Source organism: Sphaerisporangium sp. TRM90804 (genome assembly GCF_029846175.1).
Lineage (GTDB): Bacteria > Actinomycetota > Actinomycetes > Streptosporangiales > Streptosporangiaceae > Sphaerisporangium.
Genome location: NZ_JARWAC010000007.1, coordinates 482,545 through 505,238 on the forward strand (window position 1 = coordinate 482,545; position 22,694 = coordinate 505,238).

Annotated in this window: 18 protein-coding genes and 1 riboswitch; of the genes, 12 read left to right on the plus strand and 6 right to left on the minus strand. The window is 73.0% G+C overall.

Annotated elements, in window-relative coordinates:
- Positions 1 to 181 precede the first annotated feature (181 nt).
- Positions 182 to 293, plus strand: a riboswitch (TPP riboswitch).
- Positions 284 to 1,639, plus strand: coding sequence for a cytosine permease (locus PYR91_RS09685; protein WP_279779095.1), 1,356 nt, complete (start codon positions 284 to 286; stop codon positions 1,637 to 1,639). Its footprint overlaps the riboswitch before it by 10 nt.
- On the opposite strand, the gene PYR91_RS09690 is transcribed toward PYR91_RS09685, so the two are convergent.
- Positions 1,636 to 2,199: a methylated-DNA--[protein]-cysteine S-methyltransferase gene (locus PYR91_RS09690; RefSeq protein ID WP_279779096.1), complete on the minus strand. Its 564-nt coding sequence runs from the start codon at positions 2,197 to 2,199 to the stop codon at positions 1,636 to 1,638. The two genes, PYR91_RS09685 and PYR91_RS09690, sit on opposite strands and share 4 nt — an antisense overlap.
- A 215-nt stretch (positions 2,200 to 2,414) precedes the next feature.
- On the opposite strand from PYR91_RS09690, the gene PYR91_RS09695 reads away from it, so the two are divergent.
- Together PYR91_RS09695 and PYR91_RS09700 are read left to right on the plus strand one after the other, a co-directional pair.
- Entirely contained in the window at positions 2,415 to 4,301 is a 1,887-nt protein-coding gene (locus PYR91_RS09695; RefSeq protein ID WP_279779097.1) for a PAS domain S-box protein, read from the plus strand.
- Between the two features lie 151 nt (positions 4,302 to 4,452).
- A complete protein-coding gene (locus PYR91_RS09700; RefSeq protein WP_347942981.1) occupies positions 4,453 to 4,887 on the plus strand; it encodes an ATP-binding protein in 435 nt (144 codons plus the stop codon).
- On the opposite strand, the gene PYR91_RS09705 is transcribed toward PYR91_RS09700, so the two are convergent.
- Complete coding sequence (locus PYR91_RS09705; RefSeq protein ID WP_279779098.1) at positions 4,870 to 6,099, minus strand: arginine deiminase; 1,230 nt, start codon at positions 6,097 to 6,099, stop codon at positions 4,870 to 4,872. The genes PYR91_RS09700 and PYR91_RS09705 overlap by 18 nt on opposite strands.
- A 95-nt stretch (positions 6,100 to 6,194) precedes the next feature.
- Entirely contained in the window at positions 6,195 to 6,365 is a 171-nt protein-coding gene (locus PYR91_RS09710; protein WP_279779100.1) for a hypothetical protein, read from the minus strand.
- Positions 6,366 to 6,606: 241 nt separating this feature from the next.
- Here PYR91_RS09710 and PYR91_RS09715 point away from each other — a divergent pair, with 241 nt between their 5' ends.
- From PYR91_RS09715 to serS, 8 genes are all read left to right on the plus strand, one after another.
- Entirely contained in the window at positions 6,607 to 7,365 is a 759-nt protein-coding gene (locus tag PYR91_RS09715) for a response regulator transcription factor (RefSeq protein WP_279779101.1), read from the plus strand.
- 25 nt (positions 7,366 to 7,390) lie between these two features.
- Complete coding sequence (locus PYR91_RS09720) at positions 7,391 to 8,518, plus strand: HAMP domain-containing sensor histidine kinase (protein ID WP_279779102.1); 1,128 nt, start codon at positions 7,391 to 7,393, stop codon at positions 8,516 to 8,518.
- Between the two features lie 692 nt (positions 8,519 to 9,210).
- Positions 9,211 to 9,561, plus strand: coding sequence for an STAS domain-containing protein (locus tag PYR91_RS09725; RefSeq protein ID WP_279779103.1), 351 nt, complete (start codon positions 9,211 to 9,213; stop codon positions 9,559 to 9,561).
- A 283-nt stretch (positions 9,562 to 9,844) separates the two neighbouring features.
- Complete coding sequence (locus PYR91_RS09730; protein WP_279779104.1) at positions 9,845 to 10,594, plus strand: glycosyltransferase family 2 protein; 750 nt, start codon at positions 9,845 to 9,847, stop codon at positions 10,592 to 10,594.
- Between the two features lie 519 nt (positions 10,595 to 11,113).
- The gene (gene mptB, locus PYR91_RS09735; RefSeq protein ID WP_279779106.1) at positions 11,114 to 12,634 is read left to right on the plus strand and encodes a polyprenol phosphomannose-dependent alpha 1,6 mannosyltransferase MptB; all 1,521 of its coding nucleotides are present in this window, start codon (positions 11,114 to 11,116) and stop codon (positions 12,632 to 12,634) included.
- 2,954 nt (positions 12,635 to 15,588) lie between these two features.
- Complete coding sequence (locus tag PYR91_RS09740; protein WP_279779109.1) at positions 15,589 to 17,166, plus strand: glycosyltransferase 87 family protein; 1,578 nt, start codon at positions 15,589 to 15,591, stop codon at positions 17,164 to 17,166.
- A gap of 326 nt (positions 17,167 to 17,492) precedes the next feature.
- Positions 17,493 to 18,410 carry a prephenate dehydratase gene (gene pheA / locus PYR91_RS09745; RefSeq protein WP_279779110.1) on the plus strand — a complete coding sequence of 306 codons (918 nt, stop codon included), beginning with the start codon at positions 17,493 to 17,495 and terminating at the stop codon, positions 18,408 to 18,410.
- Positions 18,411 to 18,473: 63 nt separating this feature from the next.
- Positions 18,474 to 19,736 carry a serine--tRNA ligase gene (gene serS, locus PYR91_RS09750; protein WP_279779111.1) on the plus strand — a complete coding sequence of 421 codons (1,263 nt, stop codon included), beginning with the start codon at positions 18,474 to 18,476 and terminating at the stop codon, positions 19,734 to 19,736.
- 149 nt (positions 19,737 to 19,885) lie between these two features.
- Here serS and PYR91_RS09755 read toward each other — a convergent pair whose 3' ends face one another.
- Positions 19,886 to 20,089 (minus strand): cold-shock protein, encoded by a 204-nt coding sequence (locus PYR91_RS09755; RefSeq protein WP_279779113.1) that lies wholly within the window; start codon positions 20,087 to 20,089, stop codon positions 19,886 to 19,888.
- 236 nt (positions 20,090 to 20,325) lie between these two features.
- Between PYR91_RS09755 and PYR91_RS09760 the strand changes: the two genes are divergently transcribed.
- Positions 20,326 to 21,123 carry an HAD hydrolase family protein gene (locus tag PYR91_RS09760; protein ID WP_279779115.1) on the plus strand — a complete coding sequence of 266 codons (798 nt, stop codon included), beginning with the start codon at positions 20,326 to 20,328 and terminating at the stop codon, positions 21,121 to 21,123.
- 44 nt (positions 21,124 to 21,167) lie between these two features.
- Here PYR91_RS09760 and PYR91_RS09765 read toward each other — a convergent pair whose 3' ends face one another.
- The gene (locus PYR91_RS09765) at positions 21,168 to 21,683 is read right to left on the minus strand and encodes a bacterial proteasome activator family protein (RefSeq protein WP_279779116.1); all 516 of its coding nucleotides are present in this window, start codon (positions 21,681 to 21,683) and stop codon (positions 21,168 to 21,170) included.
- A 15-nt stretch (positions 21,684 to 21,698) separates the two neighbouring features.
- Positions 21,699 to 22,655 (minus strand): NAD(P)H-quinone oxidoreductase, encoded by a 957-nt coding sequence (locus PYR91_RS09770; RefSeq protein ID WP_279779119.1) that lies wholly within the window; start codon positions 22,653 to 22,655, stop codon positions 21,699 to 21,701.
- Between the last annotated feature and the right edge of the window lie 39 nt (positions 22,656 to 22,694).

Sequence of the window (22,694 nt, forward strand, 5' to 3'; positions counted from 1 at the left end):
CGCACACGTGGCTGGTCGCGCCCGTGGCTGGTCGCGCCTGTGGCCGGTGCGCGGCGTGACGGCGCGCGGCTCGTCGGCGGCGTGCCCGCCCGGAGGCCGGCGGACGGGGCCGTGGGACGACCGTGATCTGTCTCACTGTGGTCAGATGTTCGCCGATGAGGCAGGATGAGGCGCTGACTGCATAAGTGAACGCGGGAGCTCGGGTGCACCGGGCTGAGAGGGCAGCTGGTCCGCTGCCGACCGCCTGAACCTGTCCGGGTAATGCCGGCGTAGGGAGTGTGCGATGACGTCCGCCGTCGGCGAGGCCCCCCTGACCCTCGACGAGGCTCCTCCGCGGACCCTCGGAGTGCTCGACCAAGGCGCTTTCTGGGCCAACCTCGGGGTGAGCCTGCTGGGCTTCTCCGGAGCGCTCTACCTGCTCAACCCGCTCGGCGACGCCCCGCTGAGCCTGACCGCCGCGGTGCTCGCCGCCGTCGTGGGCAGCCTCGTCGGCACCGCCATGGTGGGCCTCGCGGCCGTGCCCGGCGCGCGCACCGGCGCCCCGGCCATGGTGCTGCTGCGCGGACTGTTCGGAGCCCGGCTCTCGTACGTGCCGACCGTGCTGAACATCGTGCAGATGCTCGGCTGGGGGGCCTTCGAGCTGTGGGTGATCGCCACCGGCGCCCGCGCCATCTTCGGCGACGCGGTGCCGTACGGGGTGTGGGTGGTGGCGGCGGGCGCGCTAACCGTCGCGCTGACGATCCGGCCGCTGGGCGCGATCCGGCTGCTGCGCCGGTTCGTGACGGCGGGCGTGGTGGTCGCGATGGTGTGGCTGTCGGTGGCGCTCGTCCGCGAGAGCCCGGCGCTCGGCGGCGGCGACTGGAACGCCTTCGCCCCCGCGGTCGACTACGTGATCGCGCTGTCGGTCTCCTGGGTGCCGGTGGCGGCCGACTACGCCCGGCACTCCAGGTCGAGCCGGGCGGCCTTCACCGGCGTGGTCACCGGCTACACGATCGCCCAGGTGGCGTGCCTGACCCTCGGCATCCTCGCGCTGGCCATGGTCGGCAACGACCCCGACCGGGTGTGGGACGCCTTCGTCGCCGTGCCGCTCGGCGCGGTGTTCTTCGGCATCCTGGTGCTGCGCGAGGCCGACCAGTCGTTCGCCAACGTCTACTCCACGGCGATGTCGCTGCAGAACCTCCTGCCGAAGGTCGACCGGCGCGTCTTCTCGATCGGCGTCGGCGTGCTGACGACGGTCGTCGCGCTGTTCGTCGACGTGACCTCCTACGGGGCCTTCCTCGGCGTGATCGGCGCGGTGTTCGTCCCGATGTTCGCCGTCCTCGCGGTCGACTACTTCGTGCTCGGCGGCGCCGCCCGCTGGGACACCTCGGCGGACGCGCCTGCGCGGTGGGCGATGGTCGTGCCCTGGGTGCTCGGCTTCGTCGCGTACTGGCTGGTCACCGCGACGCCCACGGTGCCCTGGTGGGACGACCTGTGGGCCGCCCTGCGCGGGGTGATCGGGTTCGAGCGGCTGCCCTGGATGAACGCCGCGCTGGCCGCCTTCCTGGTGTCGGCGCTGGTCACGCTGCTGGTGGGCCGCCTCGGCCGTCCGCGGCCGGGCTCCGGCCGTCCGCTGGACGCGCCCGCCCGGCAGGCCTAGAGGACGGCGCCCTCCAGGCGCAGCAGCCGTTCCTTGGCGGCGGGCCCGCCGGCGTAGCCGCCGAGGCGTCCCCGCGCCTCGACCGCCCGGTGGCACGGGATGACGACGCAGACGGGGTTGGCCGACAGCGCGTTGCCGATGGCGCGCAGCGCCTGGGGCCGGCCGATGCGCTCGGCGATCTCGCCGTGGGTGGTGACGCTGCCGTACGGGACTCCCATGGTCATCTGGAGCACCGTGCGGGCGAACGGCGTGGCCAGCCGGAGGTCGGCCGGGAGGGTGAACGCCCTGAGCCTGCCGGCGAAGTAGGCGTCGAGCTGACGCCTGATGGGGTCGAGCCGCCGGGGGTCGGGCCCGATGAACGAGCCCAGCTCGCGGGCGATGCGTGCGAAGACGACGTGTTCGTCCTCGTAGCTGCAGGCCACCAGGCCGCGCGCGGTGACGGCCAGCGCCAGCCGCCCGAAGGGGGTTTCGGTCATCCCGAACGCGATGTCGGGCGGGGTCTCGCCCACGTAGCCGGGGGACGTCACCCGCACCAGGGCCTCAAGGTCACCCGCGGTCATGGCCCCTCCTCCCGGTGCGACTACCCGCAGCGTATCTGGCGCGGAGGGCCGGGGCGGCCGTGACGGTTCCCGGCGCGGACCGGCGCGTCGCGCCTCGTGGGAGCCCTCCACCACACGCACGGGGAGGCGGCGCCGGGGACACCGATCGGCTGATGCCATCATTCGCCCATCGAAATGCCTCAGACCGTGCGGGGAAAACGGGCACGATGGAGGTCATGAGTGACGACAGGGTAGAGAACGCCGACGACTGCATCGCCCTCAACGTCATCGCCAGCTCCGCCAGCGCCGTCGTGGCCCTCGATCGCGACCTGTCGGTCCTGGTGTGGAACCCCGCCGCCGAGCGGTTGTTCGGCTGGCGGGAGGCCGACCTGGCCGGCCGCCGGGCGCCGCTGGTCCCCGAAGAGCTGATGGCCGAGCACAACGCCGTGCTGGAGCGCGCCCGCACCGGAGGCCCCGTCTCCCTGCGCACCAAGCGCCTGCACAGCGACGGCTCGTTGCTGGACGTCGGCGTGGACATCAGCGCGCTGCGGTCCGCCGCCGGCGCGCTGCTCGGCTACGTGAGCGTCTACCACCCGGTCAAGGACGACCACGCGGCACGCGACCGCGGGGCGCGCCGGGCGCGGCTCGTGCGGCGGCTCACCGACGTCGTCGCCGACATCAACTCCGAGCTGGAGCTGCCGCACGTCCTCGACCGCATCGCCGAGAGCCTCAGCGAGCTGACCGGGGCCGACGCCGGCGGCTTCGTCCTGATCGAGGACGAGCGCCTGCGCCTGGTCAGCACCCACGGCCTGCCGCAGGACCTTCGGGGGGCCACGGCCGACCTGCGCACCAGCCTCGTCGGCAAGCTTCTGCGCACCGGCAAGACCGTGCTGCTGGAGACCGGCGACCAGGCCGTCCTCGACGAGCTGATCTGGTCGGAGCTGCGCGGCCTGCACACCATCGCGCTCGGCGTCGCGGCGGTGGGCGGGCGTCCGTACGGAGCGCTGTACGCGCTGTTCGCCCAGCACAAGGCGGGCCACGTCGAGCTGGAGCTGCTGGAGCTGCTGGCCGGGCACGCCGGCATCGCCCTGGCCAACGCGATGGCCTACCAGGACGTGGTGCGGCAGCGTGCGCACGAGCGGGCCGTCGTGGACGCCAGCGCCGACGGCATCGCCGTGCTGGACGAGGCCGGCGCGGTCCGGCAGTGGAACCCGGCCGCCGAGGAGCTGACCGGCCTGCCCGCCGCCGAGGCGCTGGGCGGCAGGCCGCCGTTCCCGCTGCCCGCGCCCGGCGAGAAGCTGACCACCCAGTTGCCGTCCGGCCGCTGGCTGGACGTGGTCAGCGCCGAGATCGGCGGCACGGCCGAGCTGGTGGTCGACTTCCGCGACGTCACCCGCGCCAAGGAGCTGGAGGAGGCCAAGGACCTGTTCCTCGCCACGACCAGCCACGAGCTGCGCACGCCGATCACCGTCGTCCAGGGCTTCGCCGGCACGCTGGACGCCCGCTGGGACAAGCTCTCGGACGTCGAGCGCCGTTCCGCCGTGCGCACCATCGCCGAGCGGTCGAGGTCGCTGGGCCGGCTCATGGACCACCTGCTGCTCGGCGCGCGCGCCGGGGCCGACGAGCTGAAGGTGCGGGTCGAGAGCTTCGACCTCGGCGAGCGCGTGCGCGCGGCCACGCTCGGCATGCCGGCCCTGTCCGACAAGCACCGCGTCGAGGTGGACATCCCCTGCGACCTGCCATCGGTGGACGGCGACACGCTGGCCACCGACATCCTGCTCGGCCAGCTCCTGGAGAACGCTTTCAAGTACTCCCCGGACGGCGGCCTGATCCGGGTGGCCGCGTGGCAGGAGCACGACACGGTCGTGGTGGTCGTGGACGACGAGGGGGTGGGCATCGCGGCGGACGACCGCGACCGGGTGTTCGAGCGGTTCGTGCAGGCCGACAGCGGCGACCGCCGCCGGTTCGGCGGCGTCGGGCTCGGCCTGCACATCGCGCGCAGCCTCGCCAGGGCGCAGGGCGGCGAGGTCACCGCGCACGCGGGGCCGGCGGCCGGCACCCGAATGCGATTCGTTCTACGCCGCTCATCGGCCTATATCGAATCCGACACACCGAAGCGGTAACGAGCTGGTCACGGATGGACTCACCTATTGTCGAATCTGCACAAGCTGTGATCGCCGTGCGGTTTCCAGATCCATCCAACGGGGCATTTCGGTCGTACTGGGATGTGTTTTCCTCAGGGGGAATGCAGGAGAACGGGGAAGTGAGGGCGTCGTGCTGTTGCCGTATGCGCCGACCAGCGTCGCCATCGCACGCCGGCGTCTCAGCGCCGACCTGGAGACACGGGGCATCTTCTCCGCCGCCGTCGAGGACGCCGTCCTGGTGGTGAGCGAGCTGCTGAGCAACGCGTTGCGTCACGCGCATCCGCTGCCGTCCGGCCAGATCATCGCCACGTGGGAGTGGGCGGAGGACCATCTGGAGGTCACGGTCAGCGACGGCGGGGCGGCCACCGAGCCGCGCGCGGGGCGTCCTGCCCTGTCCTCGCTCGGGGGGCGGGGGCTCGGCATCGTCGAATTCCTGGCCGAGCGCTGGGGGGTGCGTCACGACGGGGACATGACGACGGTGTGGGCCGTCCTGCACGCCCCCATCGCTGTCCTCAACCAGGGGAATCGGACAACCGAAATAGGGGCCCTACGGGAGTGCGGGTAGCCCTTCCCTGCTCACCGGGCACGACATGCACCGCGGGCCGCCCCGGCCGCTGCCCAGTTCGCTGCCGGCGATCCTGATGACCTTCACGCCCGAAGCCTCCAGGCGCGCGTTGGTCTCCACGTTGCGCTCGTAGGCCACCGCGACGCGCGGCGCCAGGGCCAGCGTGTTGTTGCCGTCGTCCCACTGCTCCCGTTCCGCCGTCACCGGGTCGAGCCCGGTGTCGATCACCTTGACCCGTTCGATGCCCATCGCCTCGGCCGCCGCCTCCAGGAACGGGCGCGGCCCGGAGACACGCGGCTCGTCGCCGTCCGACGGCGTCACCGTGTAAGCCTGCAGCGAGTAGGCCACCGGCGGGTACATGACGACGGTGTCCACGTCGACCATCGTGCAGATGGTGTCGAGGTGCATGGTCGCGCGGCGCTGGGCGATCGGCACCGCCAGCACGGTGTGCGCGAGGCCGGCCGCGAACAGCCTGCGGCACAGGCGCTCGACGCCGGCCGGCGTCGTCCGCTCGCCGGTGCCCACGGCGACCACCCCGGGCGCCATCAACAGGACGTCACCGCCCTCCACGTGCTCCAGCCAGGGCTCGTACAGGTGCTGGGTGGCGGCGAACCTCGGGTGGTAGGTGTAGATCAGCCGGGTGAGCATGGACTCGCGGGCGCGGGCGGGCATCGCCAGGCTGGCCACCGCCACCCGGTCGCCGATCCACACGCTGGAGTCGCGGGTGAACAGCAGGTTGGGCAGCGGGTCGACGACGAAGTCGTGCCGGTCCATCAGGTCGTACACCAGGCCGCGGCCGGTCTTCAGCTCCTCGCGGGCGAGCCCGGCGATCAGCGTCTGGGCGAGGTCCTCGGGGTCCAGGTCCTCCAGGTGGCGGCGGGTGAGGTCGGCGAGCCGGTCGCCGAGCTGCCGGTCGGCCAGCACGGCCGGGATGATCTCCTGGCGCGCGGTCTCGTACTCCAGCGTGTCCTGCAGCAGCTCGGTCAGGTAGAGCACCTCGACCCCGTGGTCGCGCAGCGCCTGGGCGAACGCGTCGTGCTCCTCCTGCGCCCGGCCCACCCACGGGATCGCGTCGAAGAGCAGCTTGTCGTTGTTGCGGGGGGTCAGACGCTTCAGCTCGGCGCCCGGCCGGTGCAGCATCACCGTCGTCAGCCGTCCGACCTCGCTGTCGGCACCGTTCATCATCCGGCCCTCCGCCTTCGAAGCAGTCATTCCGACATCCAACCGTAATGGCGGATGAAAGCCTCAGGGCGCGCGAGGTGGCGCGGAGCACCCGGCGCGCCGGGCGCCCCGCGCCGGAAGGGCGTCTACCTGCCGGAGATCCTGCCCACGAGAGTCACGGCGGCGATGGCCACGAGGGCGACGACCGCGATGATCAGGAGCAGCTTCACGATGCCGAAGACGGCGGGGATGATGAACACGAAAACCACGTACAGGGCGAGCAGGACGCCGAGTACTGACAGCACGGTGCGGGCCATGGAACGAAGGTACGCCCGCCCGGTCCCGGTCGCGAGGGTGATCGGCCGCATGGGGCGCGGATCGTGACCTTCGCCGAAGCCCGGGTCCTTACGAAGTGATGACGAGGGCTCGTGGAACCGGACGGCGCCCCCCTAACGTGGTGTGTCTCCTCGCTGGCGAGCCGAATCGCCGAGTGATTCCTCTAAAGTCGGCGATTAGGATGAAAATGGATGAAAAGGCCGATGGGACGGGGCGTGAACCATGAGCGGGTCGTCCCCGTCGCGGATTCTCGTCGTGGACGACGACCCGACCGTGGCCGAGGTGGTCGTCAAGTATCTGGAACGTGACGGGCACGTGGTCGAAAGCGTCCGCGACGGCGCCGAGGCGCTGCGCCGGGCCCTGGCCGACCCGCCCGACCTGCTCGTGCTCGACCTGATGCTGCCCGGCATGGACGGCCTCCAGATCTGCAAGAAGCTCAGGGAACGCTGGCCCGTGCCGGTGATCATGCTGACCGCGCTCGGCGAGGAGATCGACCGCGTGGTGGGCCTGGAGACCGGCGCCGACGACTACGTCACCAAGCCGTTCAGCCCCCGCGAGCTGGCGCTCCGCGTCCAGTCGGTGCTGCGGCGCGCACGCGGCGCCCTGGTCACCACCGGCACCGGGATCCTGCGCGACGGCGACCTGGTGGTCGACGTCGGCGCGCACGAGGTGCGGCTGGGCGGGCGTGAGATCACCCTCACCGCCCGGGAGTTCGACCTCCTGGCCTACCTGATGCGCAACCCCCGGCAGGCGTTCAGCCGCTCCGCCCTGCTCGACCAGGTGTGGGGCTGGTCGTTCGGCGACTCCTCCACCGTCACCGTGCACGTCCGCAGGCTGCGGGAGAAGATCGAGGCCGACCCGACCGCGCCCCGCCGGATCGTCACCGTGTGGGGCGTCGGCTACCGCTACGAACCCGTCGACGACCTGGACGTGCTCGATGACGCCGACGCGGTGGCGGACGAGACGGCGGGGCCGCCGTGACCGGCGGCGCCCGCGAGGGCCGGCCGTGATACTGCAGATCCTCGCCGTCACCGCCGGCCTCGGGCTGGCGATCTCCGGGCTCGGCCTCGGCGTCCTGTGGATGCTCCGCGGGCGCTCGATCGGCATGGTGCTCGCCGTCGTCGCGGTGATCACCGTCTCGGCCACGCTCGCGGGCGTGGTGGCGATCACCATCGAAATGGTCATCGAGGGGCGCTCCCGGGACATCGTGCTCACCGTGGTCGCCGTCGGCGGCATGGTCGGTCTGGGCGTCTCGACCGTCGTGGCCCGGCGGGTGGTCGCGGCCAGCAGGAAGCTGGTCGCCGCCGTGGAGGCGGTGCCGCCGTCCCTGGCCTTCACCCCGCCGTCCGGCCCGCTGCCCGCCGAGCTGTCGACGATCTCCCAGGCGCTCGACCAGGCGTACGAGCGGCTGCGCGAGGGACGCGAGCGCGAGCGGGCCCTGGAGGGGGCGCGGCGCGAGCTGGTGGCCTGGGTCAGCCACGACCTGCGCACCCCGCTGGCGGGCATGCGCGCCATGGTGGAGGCCCTGGAGGACGGCGTCGTGACCGACGACGCCACCGTGCGGCGCTACCACAACCAGATCAGGGTGGAGGTGGACCGGCTCTCGCACATGGTGGAGGACCTGTTCGAGCTGTCGCGCATCCACGCGGGCGCCCTGCGGCTCTCGCCGAGCCGCATCGGCCTCGGCGACCTGGTGGCCGACGCGCTGGCGGGCGTGGAGGCCCTCGCCAAGGCGAAGGGCGTGCGGCTGAGCGGCGACGCCCAGCCGGCGCTGCCGGTGTACGCGGACGCGGCCGAGCTCGGGCGGGCCGTGCGCAACCTGGTGGTCAACGCGATCAGGCACACGCCCGAGGACGGCACGGTGGTGGTGCGCGCGGTGGCCGGCGACCGGACCGCGCGCCTGTCGGTGGCCGACTGCTGCGGGGGCATCCCCGAGGACGACCTACCACGCGTCTTCGACGTGGCCTTCCGCGGCGAGGCCGCGCGAACCCCCGGCCCCGATGGCGGCGCGGGGCTGGGGCTCGCCATCGCGCGAGGCATCGTCGAGGCCCACCAGGGCGCCATCGCCGTCGTGAACGAGGGCGCGGGATGCCGCTTCGACATCGTGCTTCCGCTCTCGGAACCCGCTGCCTGACCGGCGCGGGGCGGGCTGGGACCCGTTGGCGGGCACCGCCTCGCGCCCGGCGGCCTCCTCGCCCTCCGCGCCTTCCTCGCCCTCCGCGAGCGAGTCCAGCGCCTCGGACATCGCGCGGAACGTGGGGCAGGGCCAGCGCCACATGCAGCTCCGGCAGCGCAGGATCGGGTTCGCGACGTCGCTGGTGATGCCGCCGGCGTCGCGGGGCTGGTGCAGGTCGATCAGGCGTAGGCCCAGCTCGGTGAAGCACACGAGCTCCTGGCGTGCGGCGGCGAGCAGGTTCAGGTCGTCCACCGTGAGGCGGGTCGTGATGGGGACGTACCCGTCGCGGTTGATCAGGGGACGCAGCGGCAGTGCGGCGTCCCCCCAGGCGCGGGCCCTGTCGGACCGGGCGAGGATGGCCTCAAGCCGCTCGCGCATGACGTTACGCTGGGGATCTTCGGGTTGGTCACTGTTCATCGGCGTCGTCGGGCCCGTCGCACTCCACGCCCGCCCCTCCTCATCGTCGAAGTGACGGCCGGGTGCGGAGGTTCCGGGCCTCCCCCCCTTCCGGCCGAGCCGGTGTCGCATAGCGTCAAGCTTTGCGCACTTAGCGTTTCCATGGGGCTGAAACCGGGGACAAAGGGCTGACGACTCTTCGGTTATGGCGGTAGAGCGTGACCCGGGGGCGGTACGGCGCTAGTGTGCCCGCTGTGGAGCTCAAGGTCTCGACTCGATCACATGCCGGCCACGCTGTCTTGACGGTCGTCGGCGAAATCGACCTCTATACCGCGCCCCGACTCCAGGCGGAGTTCACCCGCCTGCTGGAGACCGGGCCGGAGCGGGTGGTCATCGACATGTCCGGCGTGGAGTTCTGTGACTCCACGGGCATGAACGTCCTGCTGTCCGCGCTCAAGCGCATGCGAGAACGCGGGGGCGTGCTGGAGGTCGCGTCGCCGCGTCCGGCCGTCCGCAAGATCCTGCAGGTCACCGGGCTCGATTCGGTGTTCACCGTGCACGACACCATCCCGGCGGAGCTGCTCACCGCCGAGCATCCGGGGTAGCCCGCGAACGGCCCGCGGAGGCGGGGAGGACGAGCACCGGTGGCGGTCGCCATCGGTCTTCGGCGCGCCGGGGCGCCCGGCGGGCGGCCACGGTCAGCCGTCCGAGCCGTCGGTGAACCGGGCGAACAGCGGTGGGGCTGCCATCGCTCGTCCCGAGCCGCGGGAGCGGGATGGGCGGCGACGGGTGGTCACGATCGGTCGTCCGAGCCGCCGGCGAGCCGAGCGGAGAGCGATGGGTGGCTACCATCGGTCGTCCGAGCGCAGATAGACCGGACGAGGAGCGATGAGCGACCCATCCGCACAGCCTGACACCGCGGTCGTCGTCCCTGCCAAGGACGAGGCCGACCGCATCGGCGCCACCGTCAAGGCGGCCCTGGCCATCCCCGGGGTCGCCCTGGTCGTCGTGGTCGACGACGGCTCGGCCGACGCCACGGGGCAGGCCGCCGCCGCGGCCGGCGCCCGTGTCGTGCGGCACAGCCGCAACCGCGGCAAGGCCGCCGCGATGGAGACCGGCGCCGAGGCCGTGCGCCTTCTCGACGAGGGCGTGCCCCGGCACCTGCTCTTCCTCGACGCCGACCTCGCCGAGACGGCCGGCGAGGCCGCGCCGCTCATCGAGCCGGTCCGCGCCGGCACGGCCGACATGACCATCGCCAGGTTCACGGCCCGCGTGAGGCTCGGCGGCCACGGCTTCGTCGTCCGGCTCGCCCGCGAGGGCATCCGCCGCGCCTGCGGCTGGGAGGCCACCCAGCCCCTCAACGGCCAGCGCTGCCTCACCCGCGCGGCCTTCGAGGCCGCCCGCCCCCTGGCCCACGGCTTCGGCGTCGAGACCGCCCTCACCATCGACCTCGTCCGCGCCGGCTTCCGCGTGACGGAGGTCGAGGTGCCGATGTCCCACCGCGCCACCGGCACCGACTGGCACGCCCAACTCCACCGAGCCCGCCAGTTCCGCGACGTGGCCAGAGCCCTGGCCCCCCGCGACCCCGGCCTCGCCCCCCTCCGCCAAGCCATCCGCCCGACCCGCCCCCCGAGATAACCGTCTGACCGCCTAGAGGTGGTCGGCTGCCCGCCGCCGAGACGGTGCCCGCGGCGCAGCCTTCCAGAGGCGACCCGCACGAGCCCACGTCCCTCAACGCGCAGGCAACCGCTCACGGGCCGAAAGACAGTCGTCCTCGGCCCACCGCCGGGCCGGCCGCCGTAGCCGGCGCCGACTTCGCCGTGCCCCGACTCGCTGTATCGGCGCCGGGAGAAGCCGGTCCGGTGAGCGGGGGGTCTTCGGCGACGTCCGAAGGCGTGATCGTGCACGCGCACGCCCATCGGTCCACCGCCGGGCCGGCCGCCGACTTCGCCGGGCTCCGACTTCGCCGTGTCGGCGCCGGGAAGCCGATCCGGTGAGCGGGAGTCTTCGGCGACGCCGGAAGGTGTGTCGAAGGCACGGGCCCGCCGGTCCTGCCCTCAGGTCCGGTGCGGTGAGTCGGGGGCGGCGACGTCGGCGCCGCTTACGGTGGGGGGCGCATTGGCGTCGTGAGTGTGGGGGGTGTGCTGGAATCGTGCGGTGGACGGGGACGGGTGGGGCGCGCGGGGCTGGGTGGCGGGCGTCGCCGTGGGGGGTGTCGGGCTCGCGATCGTTCTGACGATCGCCATCGGGGCGCTGGGGCCGTCCGCCGTGGTGCCCGCGCTGCCCGGGGCCGGGTGGCAGCCGCCTTACTCGCTGGACGCCCGCCCCGACGGGCACCTGGTCATCGCGATGGAGGCGGCGGCGGTCGTGCTCGGCGCGGTGGGCCTGGCCGCCGCGCTGCTCGCCGTACGGCGGGGACGCCGGCCGGATCCCCGGCTGCTGCTGCTGGCCGGGTGCCTGGCGGCGGCCGTCCTCGCGTTCCTGCCGCCCTCGGGGTCGGCGGACCACCTCAACTACGCGGCCTACGGACGCATGGCGGTCCTCGGCCACGACCCCTACGCGACCGGCGCCGCCGACCTCCCCGGCGACCCCGTGGCGCGGGTGGTGGAGATCCCCTGGCAGGAGGAGCCGAGCGTCTACGGGCCGGTCGCGACCGCCGTCCAGGCCCTGGCGAGCCTGGTGGGCGGGGAGTCCGTACGGCTGACCGTCTTCGTGCTCGCCCTGGTGAACGCGACGGCGTTCGTGGCGACGGCGCTGTTGCTGCACCGGCTCACCCACGGCGACCGGGCCCGGCAGGCCCGCGCGGCGCTGCTGTGGACGGTGAACCCGCTGGTGATCTACCAACTCGTCGCCGGGATGCACGTGGACACCCTCGCCATCGTCTTCATGGTCGGCGCGCTCGCCGCGGGGGGAGGCCGGCGGTGGTGGACGGCCGGCCCACTGCTGGGCCTGGGCGTCGCCGTCAAGGTCAACGCGGGCCTGGTCGCGCTCGGCCCGGCGTGGGAGCTGCGACGGTCGCCCGCGCGGCTCGCCGTCGTGGCGGGAACCGCCGTGCTCACCACCGTGGCCGCCTACCTGCTCGCCGGCCCCGACTCGCTCGACCAGGTGCTGACCGCCAGCAAGTCCATCTCCTGGGCCACGCCCTGGCACCTCGTCCAGGCGCTGCTCCAGACGCTCTTCGGCTCGGGCGCCTACCGCGCCTGGATCCAGGCCGGCTCAATGCTGCTCTTGGTGCTGCTGTCGGCGTCCCTGCTGCGGGCCCTGCGCCGGCACGCCGAGGCAGGTGCGCCCACGAGCGCCCCCCGGCCCGCCGCCTCTTCGCTCGGGGGCGCACCGGCGGGCGAGGCGGCCTGGGTGGCGACCGCGGTGGTGGTCGCGTGGCTGTTCTCCACCCCCTACGCGCTGCCGTGGTACGACGGGCTGGCCTTCGCGCTGCTGGCGCTGGCGCCCGTGACGGCGCTGGACGGTTTCGCCGTCGCCCGGACGGCCGCGCTTTCGCTGGCGTACCTGCCGGCCCGTCAGGCGGCGCAGCCTCCCGACCTCAGCTGGCTGGGGACGGTGGTGCGGGGTCAGGTGGTGCCGTGGATCCTGCTGGCGCTGACGGCGGCTCTGGCGTGGTGGGCGCTGTACGCAGCGCGCGGATCGACGCCGCGAGCGTCAGCGGCACCGCGACCGTGAGGGCCATGGCCGGGATGGCGATGCCCGAGTCGTTGACCAGGAAGCCCGCCAGCGCGGTGGTCAGCACCCCGAACAGGCCGGCGCGCAGCACCGGTGCCTGGGCGTAGGCCAGCCCCAGCGCCGAGGCGCCCCACCGCGACGGGCGCGCGAGCACGAGGTACAGGAACGCCAGCGCGACCAGCGACAGCACGGTGAGCTGCCAGTTGCCGAGCGTGCCCAGCATCGCGCCGATCTTGCGGGTGACCACCGGCACGGCCTGCCCGTCCACGACCTGCTGGACGAACGCGCCGAGGTGCGTGCGACCGGCGCTGGGCCGCAGCCAGTCGGCGACCGCGATGGCGCCGACCAGCACCGCGCCGGCCGCTCCGGCGATCGCGAGCTTGCCCGCCGTGACGCGGCGGCCCGAGAGCAGCATGAGGAAGACGGCGTATCCCAGCACGAACGCGGGCACGCCGCCGAAGTCGGCCCCCCAGCCCGGCCATCCGTCGGCGAAGATCGCCAGCAGCCCGTACGCCGCGCAGACCGCCAGGGCGAGGACGCGGCGGCCCCGCTCGATCAGCATCTGCGCCACACCGGCGAGCGCCAGGATCGTGCCGGTGGCGTACACGGCGAAGGCGATGTTGCCGAAGCCGTAGAACCGCCCGCCGGTGACCGGCTCGTAGCCGGTCACCGCGTTGACCTGCAGCCGCGAGCCCGTCATCACGTCGGCGAGCAGGGCGAGCGAGGTGACGCCCGCGACCACCGTGAGCGGCCCGAGCACGTGCGAGCGCCACGGCCCGGCGAACGCGAGCCCGGTCAGGGCGCCGGCGAAGCCCGCGATCGTGACGACGAGGGCCGCCATCGGCCACGGCGAGCTCCACCAGGGGACGAGCTGCGCCAGGAAGGTCGACACCGCCACCGCGCCGGCGGCGACGGCCGCCACGCGGGTGGCGGCCAGCACCCGCACCCCGCCCCAGCGGCGGCGGAACGCCAGGGCGGCGAGCCCGTAGAACAGCACCTGCACGGCCACGAGGACGGCGAAGAACGGGGCCCGCACCCGCACCAGCACCCGGCTGGCCAGATCGGCGTCGGCGAGCTCGGCGACGGTGGCGGCGACGCCACCGGGGGCGTCGCCGTCGGACACCCATGGGCGCCCGACCGCCCCTCGCGGCACCGGGGCGCCCAGCACGCCGAGGACGGTGGCGGTCACGTCGGTCACGGTCACCAGGGCGTCCTGGCGGGTGGAGGTGGCGGTCAGGTGGCCCCGGCGGAACGGCTCGCCGCCGGGGGACGGCCCCCGGGCCGCGGCGACGTGCAGGTGCGCGGCGGCGGACACGTCGGACAGGCCCGCCACCAGGACGGTCGCGCCCGCGGGGGCCCGGCTCAGCACCTCGCCGACCCGCCGGTCGGCGTTCGCGACGGCCTGGGCGCGGGCCTGTGGGGTGAGCTCGGGCGGCGGTGCGCCGGCGGTCGCGAGCCACGCGCGGGCCAGGTCGTCGACGTCCACCACGACGAGGGCGTGGCGGCTCAGGTCGCCGAGGCCCTCGACGCCGCCGGCGTACGCCGCCACCCTGCCTGACCGGTCGGCGGCGGCGAGCGCGGCTCCGGGGCCCGCCGCGGCCACCGAGCCGCCGGCGTCGCGCACGGCCTGGCCGAGCAGGCCGAGCGCGGCCCGGTAGGAGGTCGCCGCGTTGTAGGACGCCAGGCCCTCCCACCCGGGCACGCTCGCCGAGCCGTCGGCGTCCGCCCGGGGGGCGGCGGGCAGGACGCAGTCGGCGTCGGCCGACCCCGCCCGCTGCCCCGCCGACACCGTGAGCCACCCGGCCACCGGGCAGGTGCTCGCCCGATCGGGCCGCGGGTAGGCACGTGTGGACATCGAAGCCGCCCCGCCCTGCCCGACCAGCCCCCACAGATGAGGCGTCCCGCCCTGGCTCAGATCTCTCCATTCCAGGCCGGGAATCCCGACGAGCACCACGGTGCCCGCTCGCCGTGCGAACGCCTCTACGTCGCCCTCAGCTCCACGGAGACCCCATCCCGCGGCCGGCCCCCCGGAACCCCGAGCCAAGCGCTGAACACCCGAACCCCCAGCCGAACCGTGACGAGTCGAACCCTCAGCCGAACCGTGAAGAGTCGAACCCTCAGCCGAGCCGTGAAGAGGCGAACTCTTAACAGCCGAACCGTGAAGTATTGATCCCTTAACAGCCGGACCCTGAGCCGAGCCGTGAAGAGGCACCGAACCGTGAAGAGGCACCGGCCCTTGAAGAAGCGCTGCCCCCCGGCCTGAAGCGGCCCTATGCGCTGCCAGGTCCCCGATGACCCCGTCCGGCACCCCGGCATGGGCCGTACCAGCACAGAGCACCACCAACACCCCGGCGACCACCAGCGCCGCCCACCTGGCGCCCCGGGCCAAGCGAACGCCGAAGACCGCCTCGACGGCGTTCCGCCTGCTCACCGAAAATCCTCACTCCTGGCTGGGACGGCTCCGACTCGCAACCCTAATGCGACCCCCACCCGAGCCGCCCCGCCCGACCACCCGCCACCCAAGCGCACCCGGGTCCCCGCCGTAAACGGCGCCGCCCCCACCGCCCCACACCCCGCCGCCCCGGCGCCGGGTGGGCAGCCGGCGGGCGGGGAGGCGGGTCTGCGGGTAACGGTCACGGGTGGACGTCGCCCTGGGTGGTCGGTCGGGATCACGCGCGGTTGAGAGTGCCGGTTCTCCTGCCGTCAGCGGCGCCGCCCTCGCCGTCCCGCACCCCGCCCCGGCGCCGGGTGGGCAGCGGGCGGGTGGGTGAGGCGGGTCTGCGGGTGACGGTCACGGGTGGACGTCGCCCTGGGTGGTCGGTCGGGATCACGCGCGGTTGAGAGTGCCGGTCGCCTGCCGCCCCCACCGCACTCGTCCCCGCCGCCCGGTGGATTGGGAGCGCCGGCTGGGCGCGGGTGGTTGTCGGGGGGAGGGGGCGGTAGCCTGCGACGTCGTGAGGACTGGAGTGGGCGGCGGGAGGGCGTGGTGGGGGTGGCCGCTGGCGCTCCTGGTTCTCGGGGTGGCGGCGGTGCCGCTGGTCGCCCACTGGCTGACCAATCCGGCTGACCAGCGTCTGGTCGATCTCGACGTCTACCGCACCGGGGGCGAGAGCATCCTGCTCGGGCTTCCCGTCTACGACGTGATGACGCCCGCGCCGCAGCTTCTGCCGTTCACCTACCCGCCCGTCGCGGCCCTGCTGGCCGTGCCGCTCGCGCTGATGTCGTGGCCGGTGGCGCAGTGGGTGTGGACGGCGGGCGTGCTGCTCTGCCTCTTCGTGACGGTCTGGCACGGCTTCCGCGAACCGCTGAGCCTCGCCCGGCGCCCGGCCTGGGCGGCGCCCGCGCTTCTCGGGCTGCTGGCCGTCGCCTGCCTCTACCTGATGCCGATCCGCGACCAGGTGCGCTTCGGCCAGGTGGACATCCTGCTGGTCATGCTGTGCGCCGCCGACTGCCTGGCCCGCAGGCCCTGGTGGCCGCGCGGGCTGCTGATCGGCCTCGCCACGGCGGTCAAGCTCACCCCGGGCGTCTTCCTGATCCTGCTGCTGCTCACCGGCTTCGGCCCCGGAGCCCGGCCCGAGCAGCGCAGAGCCTTCTTCACGGCCGTCCTGACGACCACGCTGCTGACCCTCCTGCCCTTCCTGGTGATCCCGCACGACGCCGCCCAGTTCTGGTTCTCCGCGCTGCTCGACTCCGAACGGCTCGGGTCCAACACCGGCACCACGAACCAGTCGATCCGTGGAATGCTGCTGCGCCTCTACCTGCCCGACTGGCTCACGTCGGTGCTGTGGCTGGCGCTGGCGGGCCTGGTCGCCTGGTTCGGCTTCCGCGCGGCCCGCCGGGCCCTGCTGGGCGGCGACATGCTCGGCGCGGTGGCCCTGACGGGCCTGATGGCGGTGCTGGTCTCCCCGGTGGCCTGGATCCACCACCTCGCCTGGGTGGTGGTGGCCCTGGCGGCCCTGGCCATCCCGGGGAACCCCCTGCTCACAACCGCCGCTCCGTACGACGGCCCGGGCCGCGCCTCTCCAAGAGACGGCCCGGCCCCCGCGCCGCGAGACGTCCCGCCCCTCGCGCGGGACGCCGGGCCGGGCCGGGCGGTCGCGTCCGGACAAGGTTCGGAGGTCCACTCCCGGGCGGTCGCGTCCGGGCAAGGTCCGGAGGTCCATTCTCAGGCGGTCGCACCCGGGCCGGGTCCCGAGGGCCACGCCCAGGCGGGCGTGCCTCGGCGGGCCCCTGACACCCCCGCCATGCCTCAGCAGGCTTCCGAGGCCCACATCCGAGGGGTCGTGGCCCGAGGGGCGTCCGACGCCCATGGCCGAGCCGCCGGCATGCTCGACGACCCGGCGGCGCGCATACGTCTCGCGGTGGCGGCCTGGATCTTCTACGTGGTCCCCGTCCCCTGGTGGGGGGTCACGCTCCGCGCGGCCGAGATCCCCGTCCTCAGCCCGGTGGCGGGCAGGATCGTCCAGGACGCCTTCGGGCTGGGCGCCCTGGTGCTGGTGTGGCTGCTCGCCCGGCGCACCCGATCACGCTGACGCGGGCAGAGCCGTCTCACGTGCGGCCGGCCGCGGACGGCCAGGCGGAGCGTGCCGCTGGCCGCACCCGGCGTTCGCGGTGCGGGGGCGGGGGTGGGCGGCTGGGGTCGCAAGGCGGTGCGTGGGCACCGGTGGCCATCTCTCAGACGGGTGAGGTGGAGCGTGTCGCCGGACGCGTCGGGCGTTCGCCGTGCGGGGTGGGGGTGGGCGGCCGGGGTCGGCAAGGCGGTGAGCCGGCAGCGGTGGCCGAGGCGTTGGAGGTGGTACGCCCCCTGGTGTGCATATATGCCAGGTGGGCGGGTCCTTACGGGCGGTAGCCTGCTGGTATGCCGATCGCCTACCTGGGGCCCGAGGGCACCTTCTGCGAGGCCGCCCTGCGGATCCTCGACCCCGGCGCCGAGCGCCTGCCCTGTGCCAACGTCACGGCGGCGCTGGAGGCCGCGCGGGGTGGCGACGCCGAGGCCGCCGTCGTCCCGCTGGAGAACTCCGTCGAGGGCGCCATCACGGTAACGCTCGACGAGCTCGCCTGGGGGCGGCCGCTCCTGATCACCGCCGAGCTGCTGCTGCCCGTCGAGTTCTCCCTGCTCGTGCGGCCGGGCACCGGGCTGCCGCACATCAAGCGGGTCTTCACCCACCCGGCCGCGCTCACCCAGTGCCGCAACTACCTGGCGCGGCAGCTTCCCGACGCCGTGCTGGTCGCCGCCCCCTCCACAGCCGCCGCCGCGCTGGAGGTCTCCATGCCCGGCTCGCCGTACGACGCGGCGATCGGCCCGGCCATCGCCGGCGAGCACTACGGGCTGGTCGAGCTGGCGGCGCGCATCGGCGACCGCGACGACACCGTCACCCGGTTCGTCCGCGTCGCCCGGCCCGGGGCCCTGCCCGCGCCCACCGGCGCCGACCGCACCTCGCTGGTGGCCTTCCTCAAGGACGACCACCCCGGCGCGCTGCTGGCGATGCTGAGCGAGTTCTCGGTGCGCGGGGTCAACCTGACCCGCATCGAGTCGCGGCCCACCGGAGACGGCATCGGCCGCTATTTCTTCCACTTCGACGCCGAGGGCCACATCGGCGACGCCCGAGTGGGCGAGGCGCTGTCCGGCCTGCACAGGCTCTGCGCCGACGTGCGTTTCCTCGGCAGCTACCCCCGGGCCGACCGCCTGGCGCCCCAGGTCAGGACGGGCACCGGCGACGCCGAGTTCAGCGAGGCCGCGGGGTGGCTGGCCAGGGTCCGCGCGGGCGAGGTGTGACCGGTCTCTCGCGGCACCGGTAATGCGCGCGAGCGCGGGCCCGGACATCGGTAGCCTTGTCACGTGATTGACCTGCGTACCCTTCGTGACCACCCCGACCGGCTCCGGGCGTCGCAGCGTGCCCGCGGCGAGGACGACTCCGTCGTCGAGACCCTGCTCGCCCTCGACGAGCGCCGCAGAAGCGCGCTGACCGGCTACGAGACGCTGCGTGCCGAGCAGAAGAGCGTCGGCAAGTCGGTGTCCGCCGCCTCCGGCGACGAGCGGGCGGCGCTACTCGCGCGGGCCAAGGAGCTCAGCGCCGGTGTGAAGGGCGCCGAGGCCGAGGCCGAGAAGCTCGCCAAGGAGCTCGACGAGCTGCTGTCGTCCGTGCCCAACGTCGTCGAGGAGGGCGCCCCGGTGGGCGGCGAGGACGACTACGTCGTCCTGGAGGAGGTCGGCGAGAAGCCCCGTTTCGACTTCACCCCGCGCGACCACCTCGAACTCGGCGAGATGCTCGCGGCGATCGACACCGAGCGCGGCGCCAAGGTGTCGGGGGCCCGCTTCTTCTTCCTGAAGGGCGTGGGCGCCCGGCTGCAGCTCGGCCTGCTCAACATGGCGATGCAGCAGGCCATCGAGGCCGGCTTCACGCCGATGATCACTCCGGTGCTGCTCAAGCCCGAGGCGATGGCCGGCACGGGCTTCCTCGGCTCGCACGCCTCGGAGGTCTACCGGCTGGAGGCCGACGACCTCTATCTCGTCGGCACCTCAGAGGCGCCCCTGGCGGCCTACCACTGGAACGAGATCCTCGACGGCGGGTCGCTGCCCATGCGGTACGCCGGGTGGTCGTCCTGCTTCCGGCGCGAGGCCGGGTCGTACGGCAAGGACACCCGGGGCATCATCCGCGTGCACCAGTTCGACAAGGTCGAGATGTTCTCCTACTGCCGCCCCGAGGACGCCGTCCAGGAGCACGCGCGCCTGCTGGAGTGGGAGAAGCAGATGCTCGCGAAGGTGGAGCTGCCGTACCGCGTGATCGACATCGCGGCCGGCGACCTCGGGTCGTCGGCGGCCAGGAAGTTCGACTGCGAGGCGTGGCTGCCCACCCAGAACCGCTACCTGGAGCTGACCTCCACGTCCAACTGCACCGAGTTCCAGGCCAGGCGGCTCTCTGTGCGCTACAGGGACACCGACGAGAAGCCCAGGCACGTCGCCACCCTCAACGGCACCCTGGCGACCACACGGTGGATCGTGGCCATTCTGGAGAACCATCAGCAGGCCGACGGCTCAGTGGTGGTTCCCAAGGCGCTTCGCCCGTACGTCGGACTCGACGTGCTCGAACCGGTCAAATAGCCCGTTAGACCAGATACCACTTACTGTCAAGATAGTAAGTGGTATCTGCGTTCTACGGCTGTTATGTCCATTTACTACGTTGCTAGGTCGGTATACGACACGAAGGCGGAGTTCGCTTTGCGCGAACTCCGCCTTCTGTGTGTCAGTGGTCAGACGGCGCGGACCTGTGACGCCTGCGGGCCTTTCTGGCCCTGCGTGACCTCGAACTCCACCCGCTGCCCGTCTTCGAGGCTACGGTAGCCGCTGCCGACGATCTCGGAGAAGTGTACGAACACGTCCGGAGCGTCACCGTCCGGAGCGATGAATCCGTAACCCTTCTCGGCGTTGAACCACTTGACGGTTCCCTGAGCCATTAAAGCTCTCCCTGCGGTTGATCTTGGGGCCCACACCTCGCGAGCCCCGGGTTGTGTCGCACAGCTTCCCGGGGCCGCTCAGACAGTCAAGCTGGTTCTGCACATCGGGTTCAGCTAATACAACGCCACCACATCTAACACTATCGGAGCCCCTTTGTTCCCCCGCATGGCGAGATTTTTCGCGGCCCGGGGTGAGGGGTGGCCCATGCGCCGACACAAGGCAAACTGGAGCTGTTATGGTCAGCCCCAGACTCATCGCCACCGATCTCGACGGCACCGCCCTGCGGTCGGACGGCACGGTTTCCCCCCGTACGGCGGCCGCCTTCGCGATGGTGGAGCAGGCGGGCGCGATGCTCGTGTTCGTCACGGCCAGGCCACCACGCTGGATGAGCGACGTGGCCAGCGCCGTGCGCCATCGCGGGCTCGCGATCTGCGCCAACGGCGCCCTCGTCTACGACCTGCACACCGAGGCGATCGTCGAGTCGCACCTCATCGAGGCCGAGGTGCTGGCGGAGGCGGTGAGCCGCCTGCGCGACCGGCTTCCCGAGCTCAGCTTCTCGGTGGAGTACGAAGGCGGCTTCGCCCACGAGAGCGACTTCGGGCTTGGCGGCTGGGACAGCCTGCAGCTGACCGGGCTCAAGGTGGGCGTCTCCGCGCTGATCTCGGAGCCCTGCGCCAAGCTGCTGGCCTTCCACCCCGACATGAATCCCGACTCCCTGCACCTGCTGGTCGAGGAGGTGGTGGGCGACCTGCTCACCGCCACCCACTCCAGCGGCAGGGCGCTGATCGAGATGAGCGCGCAGGGTGTGACCAAGGCCACGGCGCTCGCCAGGCTGGCCACCCGCAACGTCATCGAGCGCGGAGAGGTCGTCGCGTTCGGCGACATGCCCAACGACATCCCCATGCTGACCTGGGCCGGGACGTCCTACGCGGTCGCCAACGCCCACCACGACGTGCTGGCCGCCGTCACGCACGTGACGGCGGCCAACGACGACGACGGCGTGGCCGTCGTCCTGGAGAAGCTCTTCGGCTGACGGCTCCCCTCCGCGCGCCCGGGGCGCGCGGAAGGGGTGCCCGGCTACAGATAGGGGCCGGAAGCGCGGTGCGGCTCCTCCTGGGCCTGGGAGACGCCGCCGGGAAGGGCGCGGCGCATCTGCTCAAGCTGGGCCCGCGCGGCCATCTGCTGGGCGAAGAGCGTGGTCTGGATGCCGTGGAACAGGCCCTCCAGCCAGCCGACGAGCTGGGCGTGCGCCACCCGCAGCTCGGCGTCGCTGGGAGGCGGGGTGTCGTCGCCCGCGAACGGCAGCGACAGCCGCTCCAGCTCCTCCACCAGCTCGGGCGCCAAGCCGTCCTCCAGCTCCTTGATGGAGCTCTTGTGGATGTCCTTCAGGCGCTTGCGGCTGGCCTCGTCGAGGGGTGCGGCGCGGACCTCTTCGAGGAGCTGGCGGATCATGCTGCCGATGCGCATCACCTTGGCGGGCTGCTCGACCAGCTCGGCGACGGAACGCTCCTCGTGCTCGGTTTTGTCGCCCTCCACCGAGAGGCCCTGCGGGCCCACGACCACGATGTGCGGGGTGCTCTCCTCAGCATTCATGAGACTCAACCTAGCTCACGGCGCCAACAGGACTTTCCCGATGTGAGCACTGGATTCCAGGATGCGGTGGGCCTCGGCGGCCTCCGCCATCGGCAGGGTCGCGTGGACGATCGGGCGGATCGCCCCGGCGTCCAGCAAGGGCCACACGTTCTCCAGGACCCCCCGGACGATGACCCCCTTGTCGGGGACCGGGCGGTGACGCAGGCCGGCCGCGTGGATCCAGGCCCGCTTGGCCAGCAGTGCGCCGATGTCGAGCTCCCCCTTGGCGCCGCCCTGGAGCCCGATCACCACCAGCCGCCCGCCGGCGGCCAGCGCGGTGACGTTCTTCCTCAGGTACTTGGCCCCGACGATGTCGAGGATCACGTCCGCGGAAACCCGCTCGGAGAAGTCCTCCTCGCGGTAGTCGATCGCCTCGTCGGCGCCGAGCTCCAGGCAGCGCCGCACCTTCGCGGGCGACCCCGCCGTGGCGACCACCCGCGAGCCGAACGCCTTGGCGAGCTGGATGGCGAACGTGCCGATGCCGCTCGTGCCGCCGTGGACGAGAAGGGTCTCCCCGCGCCTCAGGCGCGCCGCCATGAAGACGTTCGACCACACCGTGCACGCCACCTCGGGCAGGCCGCCCGCCTCGACCGTGCTCACGCCGGCCGGCACCGGCAGCACCTGCTCCCACGGGACGGCCACCCTCTCGGCGTACCCGCCGCCGGCGAGCAGGGCGCACACCTCGTCGCCCGGAGAGAACCCCTCGACGTCCTCGCCGACCTCGGCGACCACTCCGGAGCACTCGAGCCCCAGCAGATCGGAGACGCCGGGGGGCGGCGGGTACAGGCCGCGGCGCTGCATCAGGTCGGCGCGGTTGACGCCCGCCGCCGCCACGTCGATCAGGACGTCTCCCCGCCCCGGCCTGGGATCGGGCACCTCACGCCACTCCAGTACCTCAGGTCCACCGGGCTCGGAAACCACGATCGCGCGCATGTGATCAAGGTAGACGGGTAGCCAAGTCGGCGGTTGACC

What these genes read in the sequence shown, in the direction of transcription:
- PYR91_RS09685 (WP_279779095.1), top strand. Translation starts at nt 284, where the DNA reads ATGACGTCCGCCGTCGGCGAGGCCCCCCTGACCCTCGACGAGGCTCCT.
- PYR91_RS09690 (WP_279779096.1), bottom strand. Translation starts at nt 2,199, where the DNA reads ATGACCGCGGGTGACCTTGAGGCCCTGGTGCGGGTGACGTCCCCCGGC.
- PYR91_RS09695 (WP_279779097.1), top strand. Translation starts at nt 2,415, where the DNA reads ATGAGTGACGACAGGGTAGAGAACGCCGACGACTGCATCGCCCTCAAC.
- PYR91_RS09705 (WP_279779098.1), bottom strand. Translation starts at nt 6,099, where the DNA reads ATGACTGCTTCGAAGGCGGAGGGCCGGATGATGAACGGTGCCGACAGC.
- PYR91_RS09710 (WP_279779100.1), bottom strand. Translation starts at nt 6,365, where the DNA reads ATGGCCCGCACCGTGCTGTCAGTACTCGGCGTCCTGCTCGCCCTGTAC.
- PYR91_RS09715 (WP_279779101.1), top strand. Translation starts at nt 6,607, where the DNA reads ATGAGCGGGTCGTCCCCGTCGCGGATTCTCGTCGTGGACGACGACCCG.
- PYR91_RS09730 (WP_279779104.1), top strand. Translation starts at nt 9,845, where the DNA reads ATGAGCGACCCATCCGCACAGCCTGACACCGCGGTCGTCGTCCCTGCC.
- pheA (WP_279779110.1), top strand. Translation starts at nt 17,493, where the DNA reads ATGCCGATCGCCTACCTGGGGCCCGAGGGCACCTTCTGCGAGGCCGCC.
- PYR91_RS09755 (WP_279779113.1), bottom strand. Translation starts at nt 20,089, where the DNA reads ATGGCTCAGGGAACCGTCAAGTGGTTCAACGCCGAGAAGGGTTACGGA.
- PYR91_RS09760 (WP_279779115.1), top strand. Translation starts at nt 20,326, where the DNA reads ATGGTCAGCCCCAGACTCATCGCCACCGATCTCGACGGCACCGCCCTG.
- PYR91_RS09765 (WP_279779116.1), bottom strand. Translation starts at nt 21,683, where the DNA reads ATGAATGCTGAGGAGAGCACCCCGCACATCGTGGTCGTGGGCCCGCAG.
- PYR91_RS09770 (WP_279779119.1), bottom strand. Translation starts at nt 22,655, where the DNA reads ATGCGCGCGATCGTGGTTTCCGAGCCCGGTGGACCTGAGGTACTGGAG.